The organism is Cronobacter sakazakii, from assembly GCF_000982825.1.
Classification (GTDB): Bacteria; Pseudomonadota; Gammaproteobacteria; order Enterobacterales; family Enterobacteriaceae; genus Cronobacter; species Cronobacter sakazakii.
Genome location: NZ_CP011047.1, coordinates 42,616 through 59,722, shown reverse-complemented (window position 1 = coordinate 59,722; position 17,107 = coordinate 42,616). Strand labels below are relative to the sequence as shown.

Annotated in this window: 12 protein-coding genes, 2 tRNA genes and 3 rRNA genes; 9 read left to right on the top strand and 8 right to left on the bottom strand. The window is 54.0% G+C overall.

All coding sequences use genetic code 11. The features are described from left to right. Positions 1-40: 40 nt before the first annotated feature. The 6 genes from proS to metN all read right to left on the bottom strand — a co-directional run bounded on the left by proS (position 41) and on the right by metN (position 5,626). A complete protein-coding gene (gene proS, locus CSK29544_RS00370) occupies positions 41-1,759 on the bottom strand; it encodes a proline--tRNA ligase (RefSeq protein ID WP_007896678.1) in 1,719 nt (572 codons plus the stop codon). 110 nt (positions 1,760-1,869) lie between these two features. Beyond that, a complete protein-coding gene (tsaA, locus tag CSK29544_RS00365; RefSeq protein ID WP_004385440.1) occupies positions 1,870-2,577 on the bottom strand; it encodes a tRNA (N6-threonylcarbamoyladenosine(37)-N6)-methyltransferase TrmO in 708 nt (235 codons plus the stop codon). Next, on the bottom strand, positions 2,574-2,978 hold the full coding sequence (gene rcsF / locus CSK29544_RS00360; RefSeq protein WP_004385439.1) for an envelope stress sensor lipoprotein RcsF: 405 nt from the start codon (positions 2,976-2,978) through the stop codon (positions 2,574-2,576). Before rcsF ends, tsaA begins: the two co-directional genes overlap by 4 nt. A 112-nt stretch (positions 2,979-3,090) precedes the next feature. Further along, entirely contained in the window at positions 3,091-3,906 is an 816-nt protein-coding gene (locus tag CSK29544_RS00355) for a MetQ/NlpA family lipoprotein (protein WP_004385438.1), read from the bottom strand. Between the two features lie 42 nt (positions 3,907-3,948). Next, complete coding sequence (locus CSK29544_RS00350; RefSeq protein ID WP_004385437.1) at positions 3,949-4,602, bottom strand: methionine ABC transporter permease MetI; 654 nt, start codon at positions 4,600-4,602, stop codon at positions 3,949-3,951. Next, a complete protein-coding gene (gene metN, locus CSK29544_RS00345; protein WP_007896674.1) occupies positions 4,595-5,626 on the bottom strand; it encodes a methionine ABC transporter ATP-binding protein MetN in 1,032 nt (343 codons plus the stop codon). The genes CSK29544_RS00350 and metN overlap by 8 nt, the downstream gene beginning before the upstream one ends. 190 nt (positions 5,627-5,816) lie before the next feature. Between metN and gmhB the strand changes: the two genes are divergently transcribed. From gmhB to dkgB, 7 genes are all read left to right on the top strand, one after another. Beyond that, complete coding sequence (gene gmhB / locus CSK29544_RS00340) at positions 5,817-6,377, top strand: D-glycero-beta-D-manno-heptose 1,7-bisphosphate 7-phosphatase (protein WP_007864591.1); 561 nt, start codon at positions 5,817-5,819, stop codon at positions 6,375-6,377. A 381-nt stretch (positions 6,378-6,758) separates the two neighbouring features. Further along, a 16S ribosomal RNA gene (locus tag CSK29544_RS00335) occupies positions 6,759-8,300 on the top strand. A 78-nt stretch (positions 8,301-8,378) separates the two neighbouring features. Beyond that, a tRNA-Glu gene (locus tag CSK29544_RS00330) sits at positions 8,379-8,454 on the top strand. Positions 8,455-8,655: 201 nt separating this feature from the next. Then, positions 8,656-11,558 (top strand): 23S ribosomal RNA (locus tag CSK29544_RS00325). Positions 11,559-11,649: 91 nt separating this feature from the next. Then, positions 11,650-11,765 (top strand): 5S ribosomal RNA (rrf, locus tag CSK29544_RS00320). Together the 16S, 23S and 5S rRNA genes with 2 tRNA genes alongside form the textbook arrangement of a ribosomal RNA operon. Before the next feature lie 54 nt (positions 11,766-11,819). Then, positions 11,820-11,896: transfer RNA gene (locus CSK29544_RS00315), tRNA-Asp, on the top strand. A 152-nt stretch (positions 11,897-12,048) separates the two neighbouring features. Then, the gene (gene dkgB, locus CSK29544_RS00310; RefSeq protein ID WP_007892239.1) at positions 12,049-12,852 is read left to right on the top strand and encodes a 2,5-didehydrogluconate reductase DkgB; all 804 of its coding nucleotides are present in this window, start codon (positions 12,049-12,051) and stop codon (positions 12,850-12,852) included. Between the two features lie 18 nt (positions 12,853-12,870). On the opposite strand, the gene yafC is transcribed toward dkgB, so the two are convergent. After that, positions 12,871-13,758, bottom strand: coding sequence for a DNA-binding transcriptional regulator YafC (yafC, locus tag CSK29544_RS00305; RefSeq protein ID WP_007892237.1), 888 nt, complete (start codon positions 13,756-13,758; stop codon positions 12,871-12,873). Positions 13,759-13,975: 217 nt separating this feature from the next. On the opposite strand from yafC, the gene CSK29544_RS00300 reads away from it, so the two are divergent. Beyond that, positions 13,976-14,779: an endonuclease/exonuclease/phosphatase family protein gene (locus CSK29544_RS00300; protein ID WP_004387420.1), complete on the top strand. Its 804-nt coding sequence runs from the start codon at positions 13,976-13,978 to the stop codon at positions 14,777-14,779. A 70-nt stretch (positions 14,780-14,849) separates the two neighbouring features. Next, positions 14,850-15,620, top strand: coding sequence for a class I SAM-dependent methyltransferase (locus CSK29544_RS00295; RefSeq protein ID WP_029039614.1), 771 nt, complete (start codon positions 14,850-14,852; stop codon positions 15,618-15,620). 61 nt (positions 15,621-15,681) lie between these two features. Here CSK29544_RS00295 and mltD read toward each other — a convergent pair whose 3' ends face one another. Further along, positions 15,682-17,055, bottom strand: coding sequence for a murein transglycosylase D (gene mltD / locus CSK29544_RS00290; RefSeq protein ID WP_004387418.1), 1,374 nt, complete (start codon positions 17,053-17,055; stop codon positions 15,682-15,684). Between the last annotated feature and the right edge of the window lie 52 nt (positions 17,056-17,107).

Sequence of the window (17,107 nt, the reverse complement as noted above, 5' to 3'; positions counted from 1 at the left end):
CCCTCTACTGAGGGCCTTTTTAATGCAATGTGGAGAGCGCTTAGCGCTTCACATTCGCGACCAGGTAATCGAGGATGTCACCGGTTTTGATCATCTTCTTCTCGCCATCGCGACGGTATTTGTATTCAATCTCGTCGTTGTCGAGGTTGCGATCGCCAATCACTACAGTGTGTGGAATGCCGATAAGCTCCATATCCGCAAACATTACGCCCGGACGCTCTTTACGGTCATCCATCAGCACGTCGATGCCTTTGGCGCGCAGCTCAGCGTAGAGTTTCTCCGCCAGTTCCTGCACGCGGAAGGATTTGTGCATGTTCATCGGCAGAATCGCGACCTGGAACGGCGCAATGGCGTCCGGCCAGACGATGCCGCGTTCGTCGTGGTTCTGCTCAATCGCCGCCGCCACCACGCGCGTAACGCCGATGCCGTAGCAGCCCATCGTCAGCACCTGGTTACGGCCATCTTCGCCCTGTACGGAAGCTTTCAGCGCGTCGGAGTATTTGGTGCCAAGCTGGAAAATGTGACCCACTTCGATACCGCGTTTGATAAGCAGCGTGCCCTGACCATCCGGGCTTGGATCGCCCGCTACCACGTTGCGGATATCCGCAACCTGCGGGGTCGCCACGTCGCGATCCCAGTTGATGCCGAAATAGTGTTTACCGTCGATGTTCGCGCCTGCGGCGAAATCGCTCATCGCGGCCACGCTGCGGTCAATCACAACCGGCACCGGCATATTTACCGGGCCAAGCGAACCCGGACCGGCGTTAACCGCGGCGCGGATTTCGGCTTCGGTCGCGAACGTCAGCGGGCTGGCGACCTGCGCCAGTTTCTCGGCTTTTACTTCGTTCAGTTCGTGGTCGCCGCGCACCAGCAGCGCCACCAGCGGGAACTCGCTGCCTTCAGCCGCTTTCACCAGCAGGGTTTTCACGGTTTTCTCAACCGGCAGGTTGAACTGCTCAACCAGCTCGGCAATGGTTTTGGCGTTCGGCGTATCGACCAGCGTCATCTCCTGGGTTGCCGCCGCGCGTGGGGTCAGCGGGGCGACCGCTTCAGCAAGCTCAATGTTTGCCGCGAAGTCAGAGGTGTCAGAGAAGACGATATCGTCTTCGCCGCTCTGCGCCAGCACCTGGAATTCGTGCGACGCGCTGCCGCCAATTGAGCCGGTATCTGCCTGCACCGGGCGGAAATCAAGCCCCATGCGGGTGAAGATTTTGCTGTAGGCCTCATACATCGCGTCGTAGGTCTGTTGCAGCGATTCCTGGGTGGTATGGAAAGAGTAGGCGTCTTTCATCAGGAACTCGCGCGAGCGCATCACGCCAAAACGCGGGCGCACTTCGTCACGGAATTTGGTCTGGATCTGATAGAAGTTGAGCGGCAGCTGTTTATAAGAGCTCAGCTCATTGCGGATCAGATCGGTGATGACTTCTTCGTGCGTCGGGCCGAGCACAAACGCGCGATCGCCGCGATCGACAAAACGCAGCAGTTCCGGACCGTACTGCTCCCAGCGGCCGCTCTCCTGCCACAGTTCAGCAGGCTGAACCACTGGCATCGACACCTCGATAGCACCGGCGTTGTTCATCTCTTCACGCACGATATTTTCGACTTTTTTCAGGACGCGCAGGCCGGTTGGCAGCCAGGTGTATAACCCGGAGGCCAGCTTGCGGATCATCCCGGCGCGCAGCATCAGCTGGTGGCTGATAACCTCCGCGTCGGCAGGTGTCTCCTTCAGAGTGGAGAGCAGATATTGGCTAGTACGCATGTTGTTACGGTTCCGTTTGAACGTGTGAATTCAGGCACGCTAAAGCCTGACACAAAAAAGTGGTTTAGTGTACCAGTGAGAATGGGCCGCCAAAAGAGAGGCTATGGAAATTAACGCGGCTCCAGGGCATAGACCTCAAAGCCCTGCGGCGTTACGCGCCAGCGGACGTTGAAATCAAGCAACCAGACGGCGTAGCTCTTGCCTGTTTCTTCCTCTTTACGATAAGCCGGACGCGGATCCTGGGCGAGCACTTCACAAATAAACTGGCCAAGCCGTGGGTAGCGTTTCTCAAGCGACGGCAGGGCCTTCGCAATCTCATCGGTAAAAAAGACGGATATCGCCGCCTCCGGTGCTTCCCGTGCATAGCCCGCGCGCGCATCGGGCAGCGCTTCGGCAAAGGGCAAATACGGTTTGATATCGATGACTGGCGTGCCGTCCACCAGATCCAGCCCGCCGAGCGTCAGGATCACGCGGTCTTTTTCACAGCGGATGCCCTGAAGTTCCACCAGCGACATACCGACGGGGTTCGGGCGAAAGGTAGAGCGCGTGGCGAAAACGCCCATTCTGGCGTTGCCGCCAAGCCGTGGCGGACGCACGGTAGGCCGCCAGCCGCCTTCCATTGTCTGATGAAAAACAAACACGACCCAGATGTGGCTAAACGCGTCCAGCCCGCGCACGGCGTCAGGCTGGTTATAAGGCGCGATTAAATGCAGCTCGCCGCGCGCGCTGTTAACCAGTCCTGGCTGGCGCGGCACGGCGAATTTTTCTTTATAAGGCGAGCGGATGACGCCGATTTGCTCAAACGCAAAAGTCGTCATTTGGTCGGAACGCTAAGGGCTGACCCTAAGCAAACGGCCTGGCGGTAGCAGCCCGGCGTGCCGCTGGTCACTTCACAGCTGTGCAGCAGAACGGCGTTCGCTTTCATTTTAGAGGCGTTAATCTGCAGGCGCTTACGGGCCGTCGGGATATTCGGCGGAGAATCCTGGTTAGAGGCCTGGCAGGATTCGCCACTCACTTCGCCCAGATCGCGGAAGGGTTTGCCAACCAGATCGGCTGCGTTGGTGTAGATTTTTACCGGAGCAGGGCGAACCGTCTTCTGGCGAACTGGCTCGGATTTTTGCGGCGACGCGGTGCTTTGAACAGGTTCTACGGGGGATCTGCTTAGCACGGAGCAGCCGCTCAGGATGAATGCTAAAAGACAGATCGGTAAAGCACGCATAATAATTCCTCGTCGGTGATAAAAACGTGGCTTATTGAATCAGGAGCTTGCAGAAATAACAAGACGGGCTTAAGCCCGTCCTGAAATTATAACCACTGGCAATCAAAACGGCTTACCAGCCTTTGACGGCACCGCCGTTGAAGACTTTGTTCGCGGCTTCATTCACTTCGTCAGACTGATAAGCCTTGACGAATTTCTTCACGTTTTCTGCGTCTTTGTTATCTTCGCGGGTCACAATCATGTTCACGTACGGGGAATCTTTGTCTTCCACAAAGATGCCGTCTTTCGCTGGCGTCAGGTTGATCTGGCTGGCGTAAGTAGTGTTGATTACCGCAAGGGCAATCTGGTCGTCATCCAGCGAGCGCGGCAGCTGCGGCGCTTCCAGTTCGACAATCTTCAGGTTTTTCGGGTTTTCGGTGATATCCAGCACGGTCGGCAGCAGGCCGATATCGTCTTTCAGCTTGATAAGACCGACTTTCTGCAGCAGCAGCAGGGAACGGCCAAGGTTGGTCGGATCGTTCGGCACGGCAACCTGCGCGCCCGGTTGCAGCTCATCCAGCGATTTGATTTTGCGGGAGTAACCAGCGATCGGGTACACGAAGGTGTTGCCGACGGAAACCAGCTTGTAGCCGCGGTCTTTGATCTGCTGATCCAGATACGGTTTGTGCTGGAACGCGTTCGCGTCGATATCGCCTTTGCTCAGCGCTTCGTTCGGCAGAACGTAGTCGTTAAAAGTCACCAGCTCGACATCGAGACCATATTTCTCTTTGGCGACTTTTTTGGCGACTTCAGCAACCTGCTGTTCCGCACCCACAATCACGCCCACTTTAATATGGTTCGGATCTTTTTCTTCCTGACCGCAACCTGCCAGAGCCAGCGTGCCGAGAAGGGCGCCTACTGCCGCAAAGGTTTTAAACTTGAAAGACATAACCATTCCTTAACTGAAAGTATATTGATGTTGTGTGTAACGTTACTTGTGAGTGACAGCCCGGACGATGCGATCGCCTGAGAACTGAATTAAATACACCAGTACGACCAGTAAGACTAATACGGTGTTCATCACGGTCGCGTTGTAGCCAATGTAGCCATACTGATAACCGATCTGTCCCAGACCGCCTGCGCCGACCGCGCCGCCCATAGCGGAATAGCCGACAAGCGTAATCAGCGTAATGGTCGCGGCATTCACCAGGCCCGGCAGCGCTTCAGGCAGCAGCACCTTGCGAACAATCTGCATCGGCGTGGCACCCATCGCGCGTGAAGCTTCAATAAGACCTGACGGGATCTCCAGCAGGGCGTTTTCCACCATACGGGCGATAAACGGCGCGGCACCCACGGTCAGCGGGACGATAGCCGCCTGCAGACCAATGGAAGTACCAACGATGGCGCGGGTAAACGGGATCATCCATACCAGTAAGATAATAAAAGGAATGGAACGGAAGATATTCACCAGCGCAGAAAGAATGCGATAGAGCTTTGCGTTTTCGATAATCTGGCCCGGACGAGTTACGTACAGCAATACGCCAACCGGCAGGCCAATCACAAAACCAAAAAAGCCGGAAACAAAGGTCATCGCCAGCGTTTCCCAGATGCCGCGCACCAGTAACCACATCATTGCTTCAGACATAACCCAGAACCTCTACTTTTACATGATGTTGTTGCAGGTAAGCGATGGCCGCTTGCGTTTCTTCCTGTGTGCCGTGCATTTCCGTCAGCATGATGCCGAATTTCACGCCGCCGGCGTAATCCATCTGCGCGCTGATAATGTTGTTGTTCACGTTATAGCGACGCGCGGTTTCGGAGAGGAGCGGAGCGTCAACCGACTGGCCGGTGAATTCAAGGCGCAGCAGCGGTACGCGGTCATCATCAGATTGCGCGTTAAGACGCTCGGCGTAATCTTCCGGGATATCCAGATGCAGCGTGGACTGAATAAACTGCTGGGCCAGCGGCGTTTTCGGGTGCGAGAACACTTCGCTGACGCTGTCCTGTTCAATAAGCTCGCCGTTGCTGATCACCGCAACGCAGTCGCAGATACGCTTCACGACATCCATTTCATGCGTGATGAGCAGAATAGTCAGGCCCAGACGGCGGTTGATGTCTTTTAGCAATTCCAGAATCGAGCGGGTAGTGGCCGGGTCCAGCGCGCTGGTGGCTTCATCGCACAGCAGCACTTTCGGGTTGCTGGCAAGCGCTCGGGCAATCGCCACGCGCTGTTTCTGTCCGCCAGAGAGGTTTGCCGGGTAGGCGTCCTGCTTTTCACTCAGGCCAACCAGATCCAGCAGTTCGGTTACGCGGCGTTTAATTTCGTCACGCGGCGTGTTATCGAGCTCCAGCGGAAGCGCGATGTTGCCAAAAACAGTTCGTGATGCCAGCAGATTAAAATGCTGGAAAATCATGCCAATCTGGCGACGGGCTTTGGTCAGTTCTGATTCGGAAAGCGCGGTCAGCTCCTGGCCGCCGACCAGCACGCTGCCCTGAGTCGGGCGTTCAAGTAGATTGACGCAGCGGATGAGCGTACTTTTACCGGCGCCTGAGGCACCAATCACGCCATAAATCTGTCCTGCCGGGACATGCAAGCTGACATTATTCAGCGCCTGAATGGTGCGGTTTCCCTGCTGGAACACTTTGGTGATATTCGACAGTTTGATCATCTGGTTATTTATTATCTTATAGGAGTTAGCCGTGGCATTTTGTTCTGCCTTATACGGGTGTTGGCCGTAAACAGAATGGATGTTAAGGCATCCAGACGTCTAAATCAATCTGACTGTCTGCAATGAGCACTTTCTCCGTCCAGGAATCATGCGATACTAGGCGGCATTATTTAAGGCAGGAGTTTTTCAGGTGGCTAAATCTGTACCGGCAATTTTTCTCGACCGTGACGGCACTATTAATATCGATCACGGTTATGTCTCTGAGATTGACCGCTTCGAGTTTATCGACGGTGTTATCGATGCGATGCGCGAGCTTAAAGCCATGGGCTTTGCGCTGGTGCTGGTGACCAATCAGTCCGGCATCGCGCGGGGTAAGTTTACCGAAGCGCAGTTTGAGCAACTGACCGAATGGATGGACTGGTCGCTGGCGGACCGCGGCGTCGACCTCGACGGCATCTATTATTGTCCGCATCACCCGGAAGGGGCAGTGGAGGAGTTTCGCCAGAACTGTGACTGCCGCAAGCCGCAGCCGGGCATGCTGATTTCAGCGCGCGATTTTCTGCACATCGATATGGCGGCTTCTTATATGGTGGGCGATAAATTAGAAGATATGCAGGCGGGTGCAGCGGCAGGCGTCGGCACCAAAGTGCTGGTGCGAACCGGCAAACCTGTGACGCCAGAAGCCGAAGCGGCGGCCGATTGGGTGTTAAATAGCCTCGCTGCGCTGCCGGATGCTATCAAAAAGCGCTAAAAATACGCGTTATGATGAAAAGGTGAGCGGTCGTGATTTTTTTTAAGTTTTCCGCTTGCCATTACTTCTGAGCTCCCTATAATGCGCCTCCATCGACACGGCGCTGATGAGAAACATCCCACAGCGACGGTAAGTCGGGAAGAGAAAAATCCTGAAATTAAGGGTTGACTCTTAAAGAGGAAAGCGTAATATACGCCACCTCGCGACAGCAGGCTGAAGGCCGCGTCGCACCGCTCTTTAACAATTTATCAGACAATCTGTGTGGGCACTCGGGGCACTGATATCTTAACGTCTACGGACGATAAACGAATATCAAGTCTCAAGTGAACAACAGTTAATTCATTACGAACTAACAGTTTAATTCTTTGAGCATCAGACTTTTAATTGAAGAGTTTGATCATGGCTCAGATTGAACGCTGGCGGCAGGCCTAACACATGCAAGTCGAACGGTAACAGGGAGCAGCTTGCTGCTCTGCTGACGAGTGGCGGACGGGTGAGTAATGTCTGGGAAACTGCCTGATGGAGGGGGATAACTACTGGAAACGGTAGCTAATACCGCATAACGTCTACGGACCAAAGTGGGGGACCTTCGGGCCTCATGCCATCAGATGTGCCCAGATGGGATTAGCTAGTAGGTGGGGTAACGGCTCACCTAGGCGACGATCCCTAGCTGGTCTGAGAGGATGACCAGCCACACTGGAACTGAGACACGGTCCAGACTCCTACGGGAGGCAGCAGTGGGGAATATTGCACAATGGGCGCAAGCCTGATGCAGCCATGCCGCGTGTATGAAGAAGGCCTTCGGGTTGTAAAGTACTTTCAGCGGGGAGGAAGGTGTTGTGGTTAATAACCACAGCAATTGACGTTACCCGCAGAAGAAGCACCGGCTAACTCCGTGCCAGCAGCCGCGGTAATACGGAGGGTGCAAGCGTTAATCGGAATTACTGGGCGTAAAGCGCACGCAGGCGGTTGATTAAGTCAGATGTGAAATCCCCGGGCTCAACCTGGGAACTGCATTTGAAACTGGTCAGCTTGAGTCTCGTAGAGGGGGGTAGAATTCCAGGTGTAGCGGTGAAATGCGTAGAGATCTGGAGGAATACCGGTGGCGAAGGCGGCCCCCTGGACGAAGACTGACGCTCAGGTGCGAAAGCGTGGGGAGCAAACAGGATTAGATACCCTGGTAGTCCACGCCGTAAACGATGTCGACTTGGAGGTTGTGCCCTTGAGGCGTGGCTTCCGGAGCTAACGCGTTAAGTCGACCGCCTGGGGAGTACGGCCGCAAGGTTAAAACTCAAATGAATTGACGGGGGCCCGCACAAGCGGTGGAGCATGTGGTTTAATTCGATGCAACGCGAAGAACCTTACCTGGTCTTGACATCCAGAGAATCCTGCAGAGATGCGGGAGTGCCTTCGGGAACTCTGAGACAGGTGCTGCATGGCTGTCGTCAGCTCGTGTTGTGAAATGTTGGGTTAAGTCCCGCAACGAGCGCAACCCTTATCCTTTGTTGCCAGCGGTTCGGCCGGGAACTCAAAGGAGACTGCCGGTGATAAACCGGAGGAAGGTGGGGATGACGTCAAGTCATCATGGCCCTTACGACCAGGGCTACACACGTGCTACAATGGCGCATACAAAGAGAAGCGACCTCGCGAGAGCAAGCGGACCTCATAAAGTGCGTCGTAGTCCGGATTGGAGTCTGCAACTCGACTCCATGAAGTCGGAATCGCTAGTAATCGTGGATCAGAATGCCACGGTGAATACGTTCCCGGGCCTTGTACACACCGCCCGTCACACCATGGGAGTGGGTTGCAAAAGAAGTAGGTAGCTTAACCTTCGGGAGGGCGCTTACCACTTTGTGATTCATGACTGGGGTGAAGTCGTAACAAGGTAACCGTAGGGGAACCTGCGGTTGGATCACCTCCTTACCTGAAAGATACAACCTCGCGTGCTCACACAGATTGTCTGATAGAAAGTAAAGAAGCAGGGTTGTCTGCGAAAGCGAAGTCCCTTTCGTCTAGAGGCCCAGGACACCGCCCTTTCACGGCGGTAACAGGGGTTCGAATCCCCTAAGGGACGCCACCTGCTGGTAATGAGTGAAAGGCGTTACCGATTGATATCTCAAAACTGACTGTAAAGTCACGTTTGAGATATTTGCTCTTTAACAATCCGGAACAAGCTGAAAATTGAAACAGACATGCTGCTGCATTTCTCCGTAATAAGAAATGCGCGGTGTGTCAGAGTCTCTCAAACTCGCAGCACGAAGACTTCTTCGGGTTGTGAGGTTAAGCGAACAAGCGTACACGGTGGATGCCCTGGCAGTCAGAGGCGATGAAGGACGTGCTAATCTGCGAAAAGCGCCGGTAAGGTGATATGAACCGTTATAACCGGCGATGTCCGAATGGGGAAACCCGGTGCACTTCGGTGCATCATCGTTAGCTGAATACATAGGCTAACGAGGCGAACCGGGGGAACTGAAACATCTAAGTACCCCGAGGAAAAGAAATCAACCGAGATTCCCCCAGTAGCGGCGAGCGAACGGGGAACAGCCCAGAGCCTGAATCAGCTTGTGTGTCAGTGGAACGGTCTGGAAAGGCCGGCGATACAGGGTGACAGCCCCGTACACGAAGGCACACAGGCTGTGAGCTCGATGAGTAGGGCGGGACACGTGATATCCTGTCTGAAGATGGGGGGACCATCCTCCAAGGCTAAATACTCCTGACTGACCGATAGTGAACCAGTACCGTGAGGGAAAGGCGAAAAGAACCCCGGCGAGGGGAGTGAAACAGAACCTGAAACCGTGTACGTACAAGCAGTGGGAGCCTTCGTAAGAGGGTGACTGCGTACCTTTTGTATAATGGGTCAGCGACTTATATTCTGTAGCAAGGTTAACCGTATAGGGGAGCCGAAGGGAAACCGAGTCTTAACCGGGCGTTAAGTTGCAGGGTATAGACCCGAAACCCGGTGATCTAGCCATGGGCAGGTTGAAGGTTGGGTAACACTAACTGGAGGACCGAACCGACTAATGTTGAAAAATTAGCGGATGACCTGTGGCTGGGGGTGAAAGGCCAATCAAACCGGGAGATAGCTGGTTCTCCCCGAAAGCTATTTAGGTAGCGCCTCGTGAACTCATCTCCGGGGGTAGAGCACTGTTTCGGCTAGGGGGCCATCCCGGCTTACCAACCCGATGCAAACTGCGAATACCGGAGAATGTTATCACGGGAGACACACGGCGGGTGCTAACGTCCGTCGTGAAGAGGGAAACAACCCAGACCGCCAGCTAAGGTCCCAAAGTCATGGTTAAGTGGGAAACGATGTGGGAAGGCCCAGACAGCCAGGATGTTGGCTTAGAAGCAGCCATCATTTAAAGAAAGCGTAATAGCTCACTGGTCGAGTCGGCCTGCGCGGAAGATGTAACGGGGCTAAACCATGCACCGAAGCTGCGGCAGCGACGCTTATGCGTTGTTGGGTAGGGGAGCGTTCTGTAAGCCTGCGAAGGTGTGCTGTGAGGCATGCTGGAGGTATCAGAAGTGCGAATGCTGACATAAGTAACGATAAAGCGGGTGAAAAGCCCGCTCGCCGGAAGACCAAGGGTTCCTGTCCAACGTTAATCGGGGCAGGGTGAGTCGACCCCTAAGGCGAGGCCGAAAGGCGTAGTCGATGGGAAACAGGTTAATATTCCTGTACTTGGTGTTACTGCGAAGGGGGGACGGAGAAGGCTATGTCGGCCGGGCGACGGTTGTCCCGGTTTAAGCGTGTAGGCTGACTTTCCAGGCAAATCCGGAAAGTTAAGGCTGAGGCGTGATGACGAGGCACCACGGTGCTGAAGTGACAAATGCCCTGCTTCCAGGAAAAGCCTCTAAGCATCAGGTAACATCAAATCGTACCCCAAACCGACACAGGTGGTCAGGTAGAGAATACCAAGGCGCTTGAGAGAACTCGGGTGAAGGAACTAGGCAAAATGGTGCCGTAACTTCGGGAGAAGGCACGCTGACATGTAGGTGAAGCCCCTGCGGGTGGAGCTGAAGTCAGTCGAAGATACCAGCTGGCTGCAACTGTTTATTAAAAACACAGCACTGTGCAAACACGAAAGTGGACGTATACGGTGTGACGCCTGCCCGGTGCCGGAAGGTTAATTGATGGGGTTATCGCAAGAGAAGCTCCTGATCGAAGCCCCGGTAAACGGCGGCCGTAACTATAACGGTCCTAAGGTAGCGAAATTCCTTGTCGGGTAAGTTCCGACCTGCACGAATGGCGTAATGATGGCCAGGCTGTCTCCACCCGAGACTCAGTGAAATTGAACTCGCTGTGAAGATGCAGTGTACCCGCGGCAAGACGGAAAGACCCCGTGAACCTTTACTACAGCTTGACACTGAACATTGAGCCTTGATGTGTAGGATAGGTGGGAGGCTTTGAAGCGTGGACGCCAGTCTGCGTGGAGCCGACCTTGAAATACCACCCTTTAATGTTTGATGTTCTAACCTGGCGCCATAATCTGGCGTGGGGACAGTGTCTGGTGGGTAGTTTGACTGGGGCGGTCTCCTCCCAAAGTGTAACGGAGGAGCACGAAGGTCAGCTAATCCTGGTCGGACATCAGGAGGTTAGTGCAATGGCATAAGCTGGCTTGACTGCGAGAGTGACGGCTCGAGCAGGTGCGAAAGCAGGTCATAGTGATCCGGTGGTTCTGTATGGAAGGGCCATCGCTCAACGGATAAAAGGTACTCCGGGGATAACAGGCTGATACCGCCCAAGAGTTCATATCGACGGCGGTGTTTGGCACCTCGATGTCGGCTCATCACATCCTGGGGCTGAAGTAGGTCCCAAGGGTATGGCTGTTCGCCATTTAAAGTGGTACGCGAGCTGGGTTTAGAACGTCGTGAGACAGTTCGGTCCCTATCTGCCGTGGGCGCTGGAGAATTGAGGGGGGCTGCTCCCAGTACGAGAGGACCGGAGTGGACGCATCACTGGTGTTCGGGTTGTCATGCCAATGGCACTGCCCGGTAGCTAAATGCGGAAGAGATAAGTGCTGAAAGCATCTAAGCACGAAACTTGCCCCGAGATGAGTTCTCCCTGAGACTATAAGTCTCCTGAAGGAACGTTGAAGACGACGACGTTGATAGGCCGGGTGTGTAAGCGCAGCGATGCGTTGAGCTAACCGGTACTAATGAACCGTGAGGCTTAACCTTACAACGCCAAAGAAGTCTGGCGTGTTGAGAGACAATTCAGCTTGTGACGGATAAACGTTCATGGCGGAAGCGGTGAACGGAACAGAATTTGCCTGGCGGCTGTAGCGCGGTGGTCCCACCTGACCCCATGCCGAACTCAGAAGTGAAACGCCGTAGCGCCGATGGTAGTGTGGGGCCTCCCCATGCGAGAGTAGGGAACTGCCAGGCATCAAATTAAGCAGTAAGCCGGAACGATAATCCGGTGGTGTGAAGAAATTCGGTGGAGCGGTAGTTCAGTCGGTTAGAATACCTGCCTGTCACGCAGGGGGTCGCGGGTTCGAGTCCCGTCCGTTCCGCCACTTATTAAGAAGCCCTAAGTATTTACTCAGGGCTTTTTTTTCGTCTTAATAATTATTATTGCTAATCAAACAAAAAACTCCTGCTTTTATTACTCTTTTTCATCTCAATCATTCCTCTCATAATCTCTTTATATTCAGAAGAGAGGTAAAACATGACAGTTCCTGCATTCGGTTTAGGTACGTTCCGTCTGAAAGACGACATCGTCATCGCATCGATAAAAGATGCTCTTTATTTGGGCTATCGCGCCATCGATACCGCACAGATTTACGATAACGAAGCGGCAGTAGGCCAGGCGATTAAAGAAAGTGGCGTGGCACGCGATGAGCTATATATCACCACCAAAATTTGGACTGAAAATCTGAGCAAAGATCGCCTGATCGTAAGTTTGAAAGAGAGCCTTCAGAAATTGCGGACAGATTATGTGGATCTCACGTTGATTCACTGGCCTTCACCAGGAGGTGCCGTCAGCGTTAAAGAATCCCTCGAGGCGCTGCTTGAAGCCAAAGCACAGAGCCTGACGCGTGAGATTGGTATCTCTAACTTTACTATTGCGCTGATGCAGCAAGCAATAGATGCCGTGGGCATTAATAATATAGCAACCAATCAGATTGAGCTGTCGCCTTATCTGCAAAACCGTAAGGTGGTAGAATGGGCGCAGGCACAGGGGATTCATATCACTTCTTATATGACGCTGGCCTATGGCAAGGCGCTCAAGGATGAAACGATTATCCGAATCGCGCAGAAGCATAATGCTACGCCTGCGCAGGTCATCCTCAGTTGGGCGATGGCACTGGGCTATTCAGTGATCCCGTCCTCAACGAAGCGTGAGAATTTACAAAGTAATCTTGGCGCTTTGTCGCTTACGCTGGATGCTGACGACATGTCGGCTATCGCCGCTCTCGATCGTAATGATCGTCTGGTGAGTCCTGATGGCCTGGCACCAGACTGGGATTGAAACTAGCCCCTGTTGGGGCTATTTTTTTATCCATTCACTCAGAAAATCAATGAAGGTCCGGATTCGCGTACTCACAGCCCGATCGCTGTAATAAACCGCGCTGAAGGGCATTTCTACCTGCAATCTGTACTCCGCCAATAGCTCTACAAGCTCTCCTTGTTCGATTTCTTTATCAATCATAAAGTCAGATAAGCACGCGATCCCATTACCGGTAAGGCACAGCTGTTTGAGCGTTTCACCACTGTTTGAGGTCATTCCTGGCGTAATTTCCAGTAGCTGGCCATCTTCACAGGCAACCGGCCAGGTGTTCAAAGATACGGGTTCGGTAAAACCCAGACAGACATGATCGTTGAGCTCGCATATATTTTTCGGCACGCCATAACGCTCAAGGTAATCGGGAGCAGCAACAATTTTCCGGTAACTGGTAAAGAGCGGTCTGGCGCGCAGGCTGGAATCCGTCAGCGTACCCGCACGTATGGCCACGTCTACTTTGCGCTCAATCAGGTTGATAAACGTCTCGGAAGAAACCAGCGACAGCGCAACTTCAGGATAACGCTCGCGAAAAGGCTTAATCATGGGCATCAGCAAATGCAGGATCACAGGCGTAGCGGCATCGATCCGTAACAGCCCGCGTGGCGTCTGACGGCTCTCCATCAGCTCGGTTTCAGCTGCCGCCATCTCCTGTAAAACCTGCTGAACGCGGCGAAAATATCGCTCGCCTTCCTCTGTCAGACTCAGCTGGCGCGTTGTGCGATTAAGCAAGCTGACACCAAGTTTCATCTCAAGCTTCTTCACTGCGCGACTGACCGCTGAATTCGCGAGGTTGAGCTGTTCTGCCGCCCGGCTAAAACTTCCGCTCTCTACCACAGCGACAAAAATAATCAGTTCATCAGAAGAGGCTTTCATTGTTGCTCCACAGGCAAAATTTGCATGGCATTTTAGAGAATTCGGTTATTTAACCACAGCGTTTTATAGCACGCCATGTACGAACTGATGCGCTGATATACCCGACGGCACTCACGCGCGGCTTTCATCCCGCCCATTGCATCTGTGAGCTAAAATCCCTATAACAGGTAAAGGTCGCTTATCTTGCGAACACATCTACAGGGGTTAGCAGCGAAACGTGCGAAAAAATACTTATGCCATGCGCTATGTCGCCGGTCAGCCAGCAGAACGCATTCTGGCGCCAGGATCGTTTGCGAGTATAGGAAAGGCATTACCCGCCGGCGCTCCCTTGCCCGGAGATGGCTCTCTCCGGGTGCTGGTCTGGAATATCTTCAAGCAACAGCGTGCTGAATGGCTTTCTGTCCTGCAAAATTTCGGCAAAGAGGCGCATCTGGTCTTATTACAGGAGGCGCAGACCACGCCTGAGCTGGTGCGCTTTGCGACAACCAACTATCTGGCTGCGGATCAGGTTCCTGCCTTTGTGTTGCCGCAACACCCGTCAGGCGTGATGACGCTCTCTGCCGCACATCCGGTCTATTGCTGCCCGCTGCGTGAGCGTGAGCCTATCCTGCGTCTCTCTAAATCGGCGCTGGTCACGGTCTATCCGCTGCCCGATGGCCGCTTACTCATGGTGGTGAACATTCACGCCGTCAATTTCAGCCTGGGTGTGGATGTCTACAGTAAACAACTCGGGCCTATTGGCGATCAGATAGGCCATCACAGCGGTCCGGTGATCATGGCTGGCGATTTCAACGCCTGGAGCCGCCCGAGGATGAATGCGCTTTACCGCTTCGCGCGTGAAATGTCGCTGCGTGAAGTCCGTTTTACTGATGACCAGCGCCGCCGCGCGTTCGGTCGCCCGCTCGATTTCGTGTTCTATCGCGGCCTCGCCGTACAGGAAGCTTCTGTCCTGGTGACGCGCGCCTCCGATCACAACCCGCTACTCGTTGAATTCAGTCCCGGCAAACCTGAGCAGAAGTAAGGTGTGTCAGGTCTGCCGTTGGGCAGACCCTGCGCCTGCCCTTTCTTTTACTCAATGCAAGGACACGACAATGGCAACACACTCTCATCACGACAACGTTGACAAGCAGTTTGGCTCCCAGGCGAAGGCCTATTTAACCAGCCAGGTGCACGCCACAGGGCGCGATCTCATTTATCTGCGCGAGCGTCTTACGGCATTTCCGCAGGCGCGCCTGCTTGATCTCGGGTGTGGGGCAGGGCATGCCAGCTTTACGGCAGCAGAGCGGGTACAGGAAGTGGTGGCGTACGATTTATCATCTTCCATGTTGTCGGTCGTGAAAGAGACGGCGCGTGAGCGCGGGCTTACGCATCTGTCGACCTGTCAGGGCTATGCCGAATCGTTGCCTTTTGAGGCGGAGAGTTTTGATATCGTCATCAGCCGCTATTCGGCGCACCACTGGCACGATGTCGGTCTGGCGTTGCGTGAGGTGAAACGCGTGCTGAAGCCCGGAGGCTTCATGATCATGATGGATATTCTCTCGCCCGGTCATCCGGTGCTGGATATCTGGCTGCAAACGATCGAAGCGCTGCGTGATACCTCACATGTTCGTAACTATGCCAGTGGCGAGTGGTTGCAGATGTTCAATCAGGCCGGGCTTATCACGCGGGATGTGCGTACCGACAAACTGGCGCTGGAGTTTGGCAGCTGGATCGCACGAATGCGTACACCCGACACGCAGTCGCAGGCTATTCGGGTTTATCAGCAAAGTGCGTCAGCAGAAGTGCAACGCTATTTCGCGCTGCAGGAGGACGGATCTTTTACCAGTGATACGATTATCATTGAGGCGAGCAAGGCGGCATAACGCCAGATAAAGAAAAAGGCACCGGGGGAATCGGTGCCTTTCTTGTTTATAAGGCTTGTCGTCAGGAATCTGGCGTCGAACTGTTCTTCACAAACAGGGTGATTTGATCGCCCGGTTGCAGATTGTCCGTATCGCTGTTCCAGCGCAACACATCCTTAATGTTAACGCCGTGACGCTTAGCAATACTTGCGAGCGAATCGCCCTTACGCACTTTATAGGTGATACTGTCGTTATTGCTTGCCAGTTCACCCGCGCCGCTAACCGTGCCGACAGAGAGCGTCTGGCCTGGTTTCAGCTTCGCACCGCGCAGATTGTTCCAGCGCTGCAAATCTTTGGTGCTGACGTTCATCCGTGCGGCAATCGCGGAAAGCGTATCGCCAGAACGGACTTTATACGTCCGCGCAGACAGTGAATTGTCCGCAACCATAGTCGGCTGAACCGCAGCGATTTCACCGGCGGCCAGAGACGTACGCAGCTGCTGCGCATGTTTCTGTGGAACCATCACGTACTGCGGCCCGCTTACGCCAAGGGTCGAGCCCTTAACGCCTGCATTGAAGGTTTTCAGTTTATTCACTGAAATCCCGGCCATTTCCGCCAGTTGTTCCATTTCCACCGGATTATTCACCTTCACGCGTGCCAGCGCGCGGCTCTCATCCGTTGTCGGTAAACGCACCCCATACCGCTTGCTGTTTTTGAGTATGTCACTCAGCGCCAGCATTTTCGGCACGTAAATTTTGGTTTCCTGTGGCAGTGAGAGCGACCAAAAATCCGTGGGTTTGCCACGTGCTTTATTCGCTTTCATTGCCTTCAATACACGACCTTCACCGCTGTTGTAAGCCGCGACAGTGAGTAGCCAGTCGCCGTCAAACATCCGGTTCAGACGTTGCATCATGTTGAGTGCGGCAGTGGTTGAGGCCACCACGTCACGACGCGCGTCATAATTTCGGGTCTGTTTTAAACCATAATTCCGCCCCGTGCTCGGGACAATCTGCCAGATGCCTGCGGCATTCGCGCCAGATGTCGCGTGGGGGTTAAAAGCGCTCTCCACTATGGGTAGTAGTACCAGTTCCATTGGCATATTACGTTTTTTAATCTGCCCGGCTATCCAGTACATATACGGCTCTGCCCGTAAAGTTACATCGTGGAGATAGCTCTTATTACTCAAGTACTTCAGTTTTTGTTCGCGGATCCGGTCATTTTCCGGAATCCCCATCTTTAGCTCGTCGCCAATGAAAGTCCACAGGTCCTGATCTTGCGCGAGGAAAGTTCCATCATCCATCCAGCGCGCAGAAGCCGCTCGACCAGCGAACTTTCCTGCTTCCCCTTGACCAGCCGCAGAAAGGCTCTGTGCATGCTGTTGAACGCCGCCGTCATGTTGAGACGCCTGGCACCCCACAAGCAGGACAGAGGCGAGTAAGATCGCTTTTGCCTTCATGTGTGTGTCAATAGTTGCTTAAAAGACGAGCAATGATAACGGCGAACTTTCC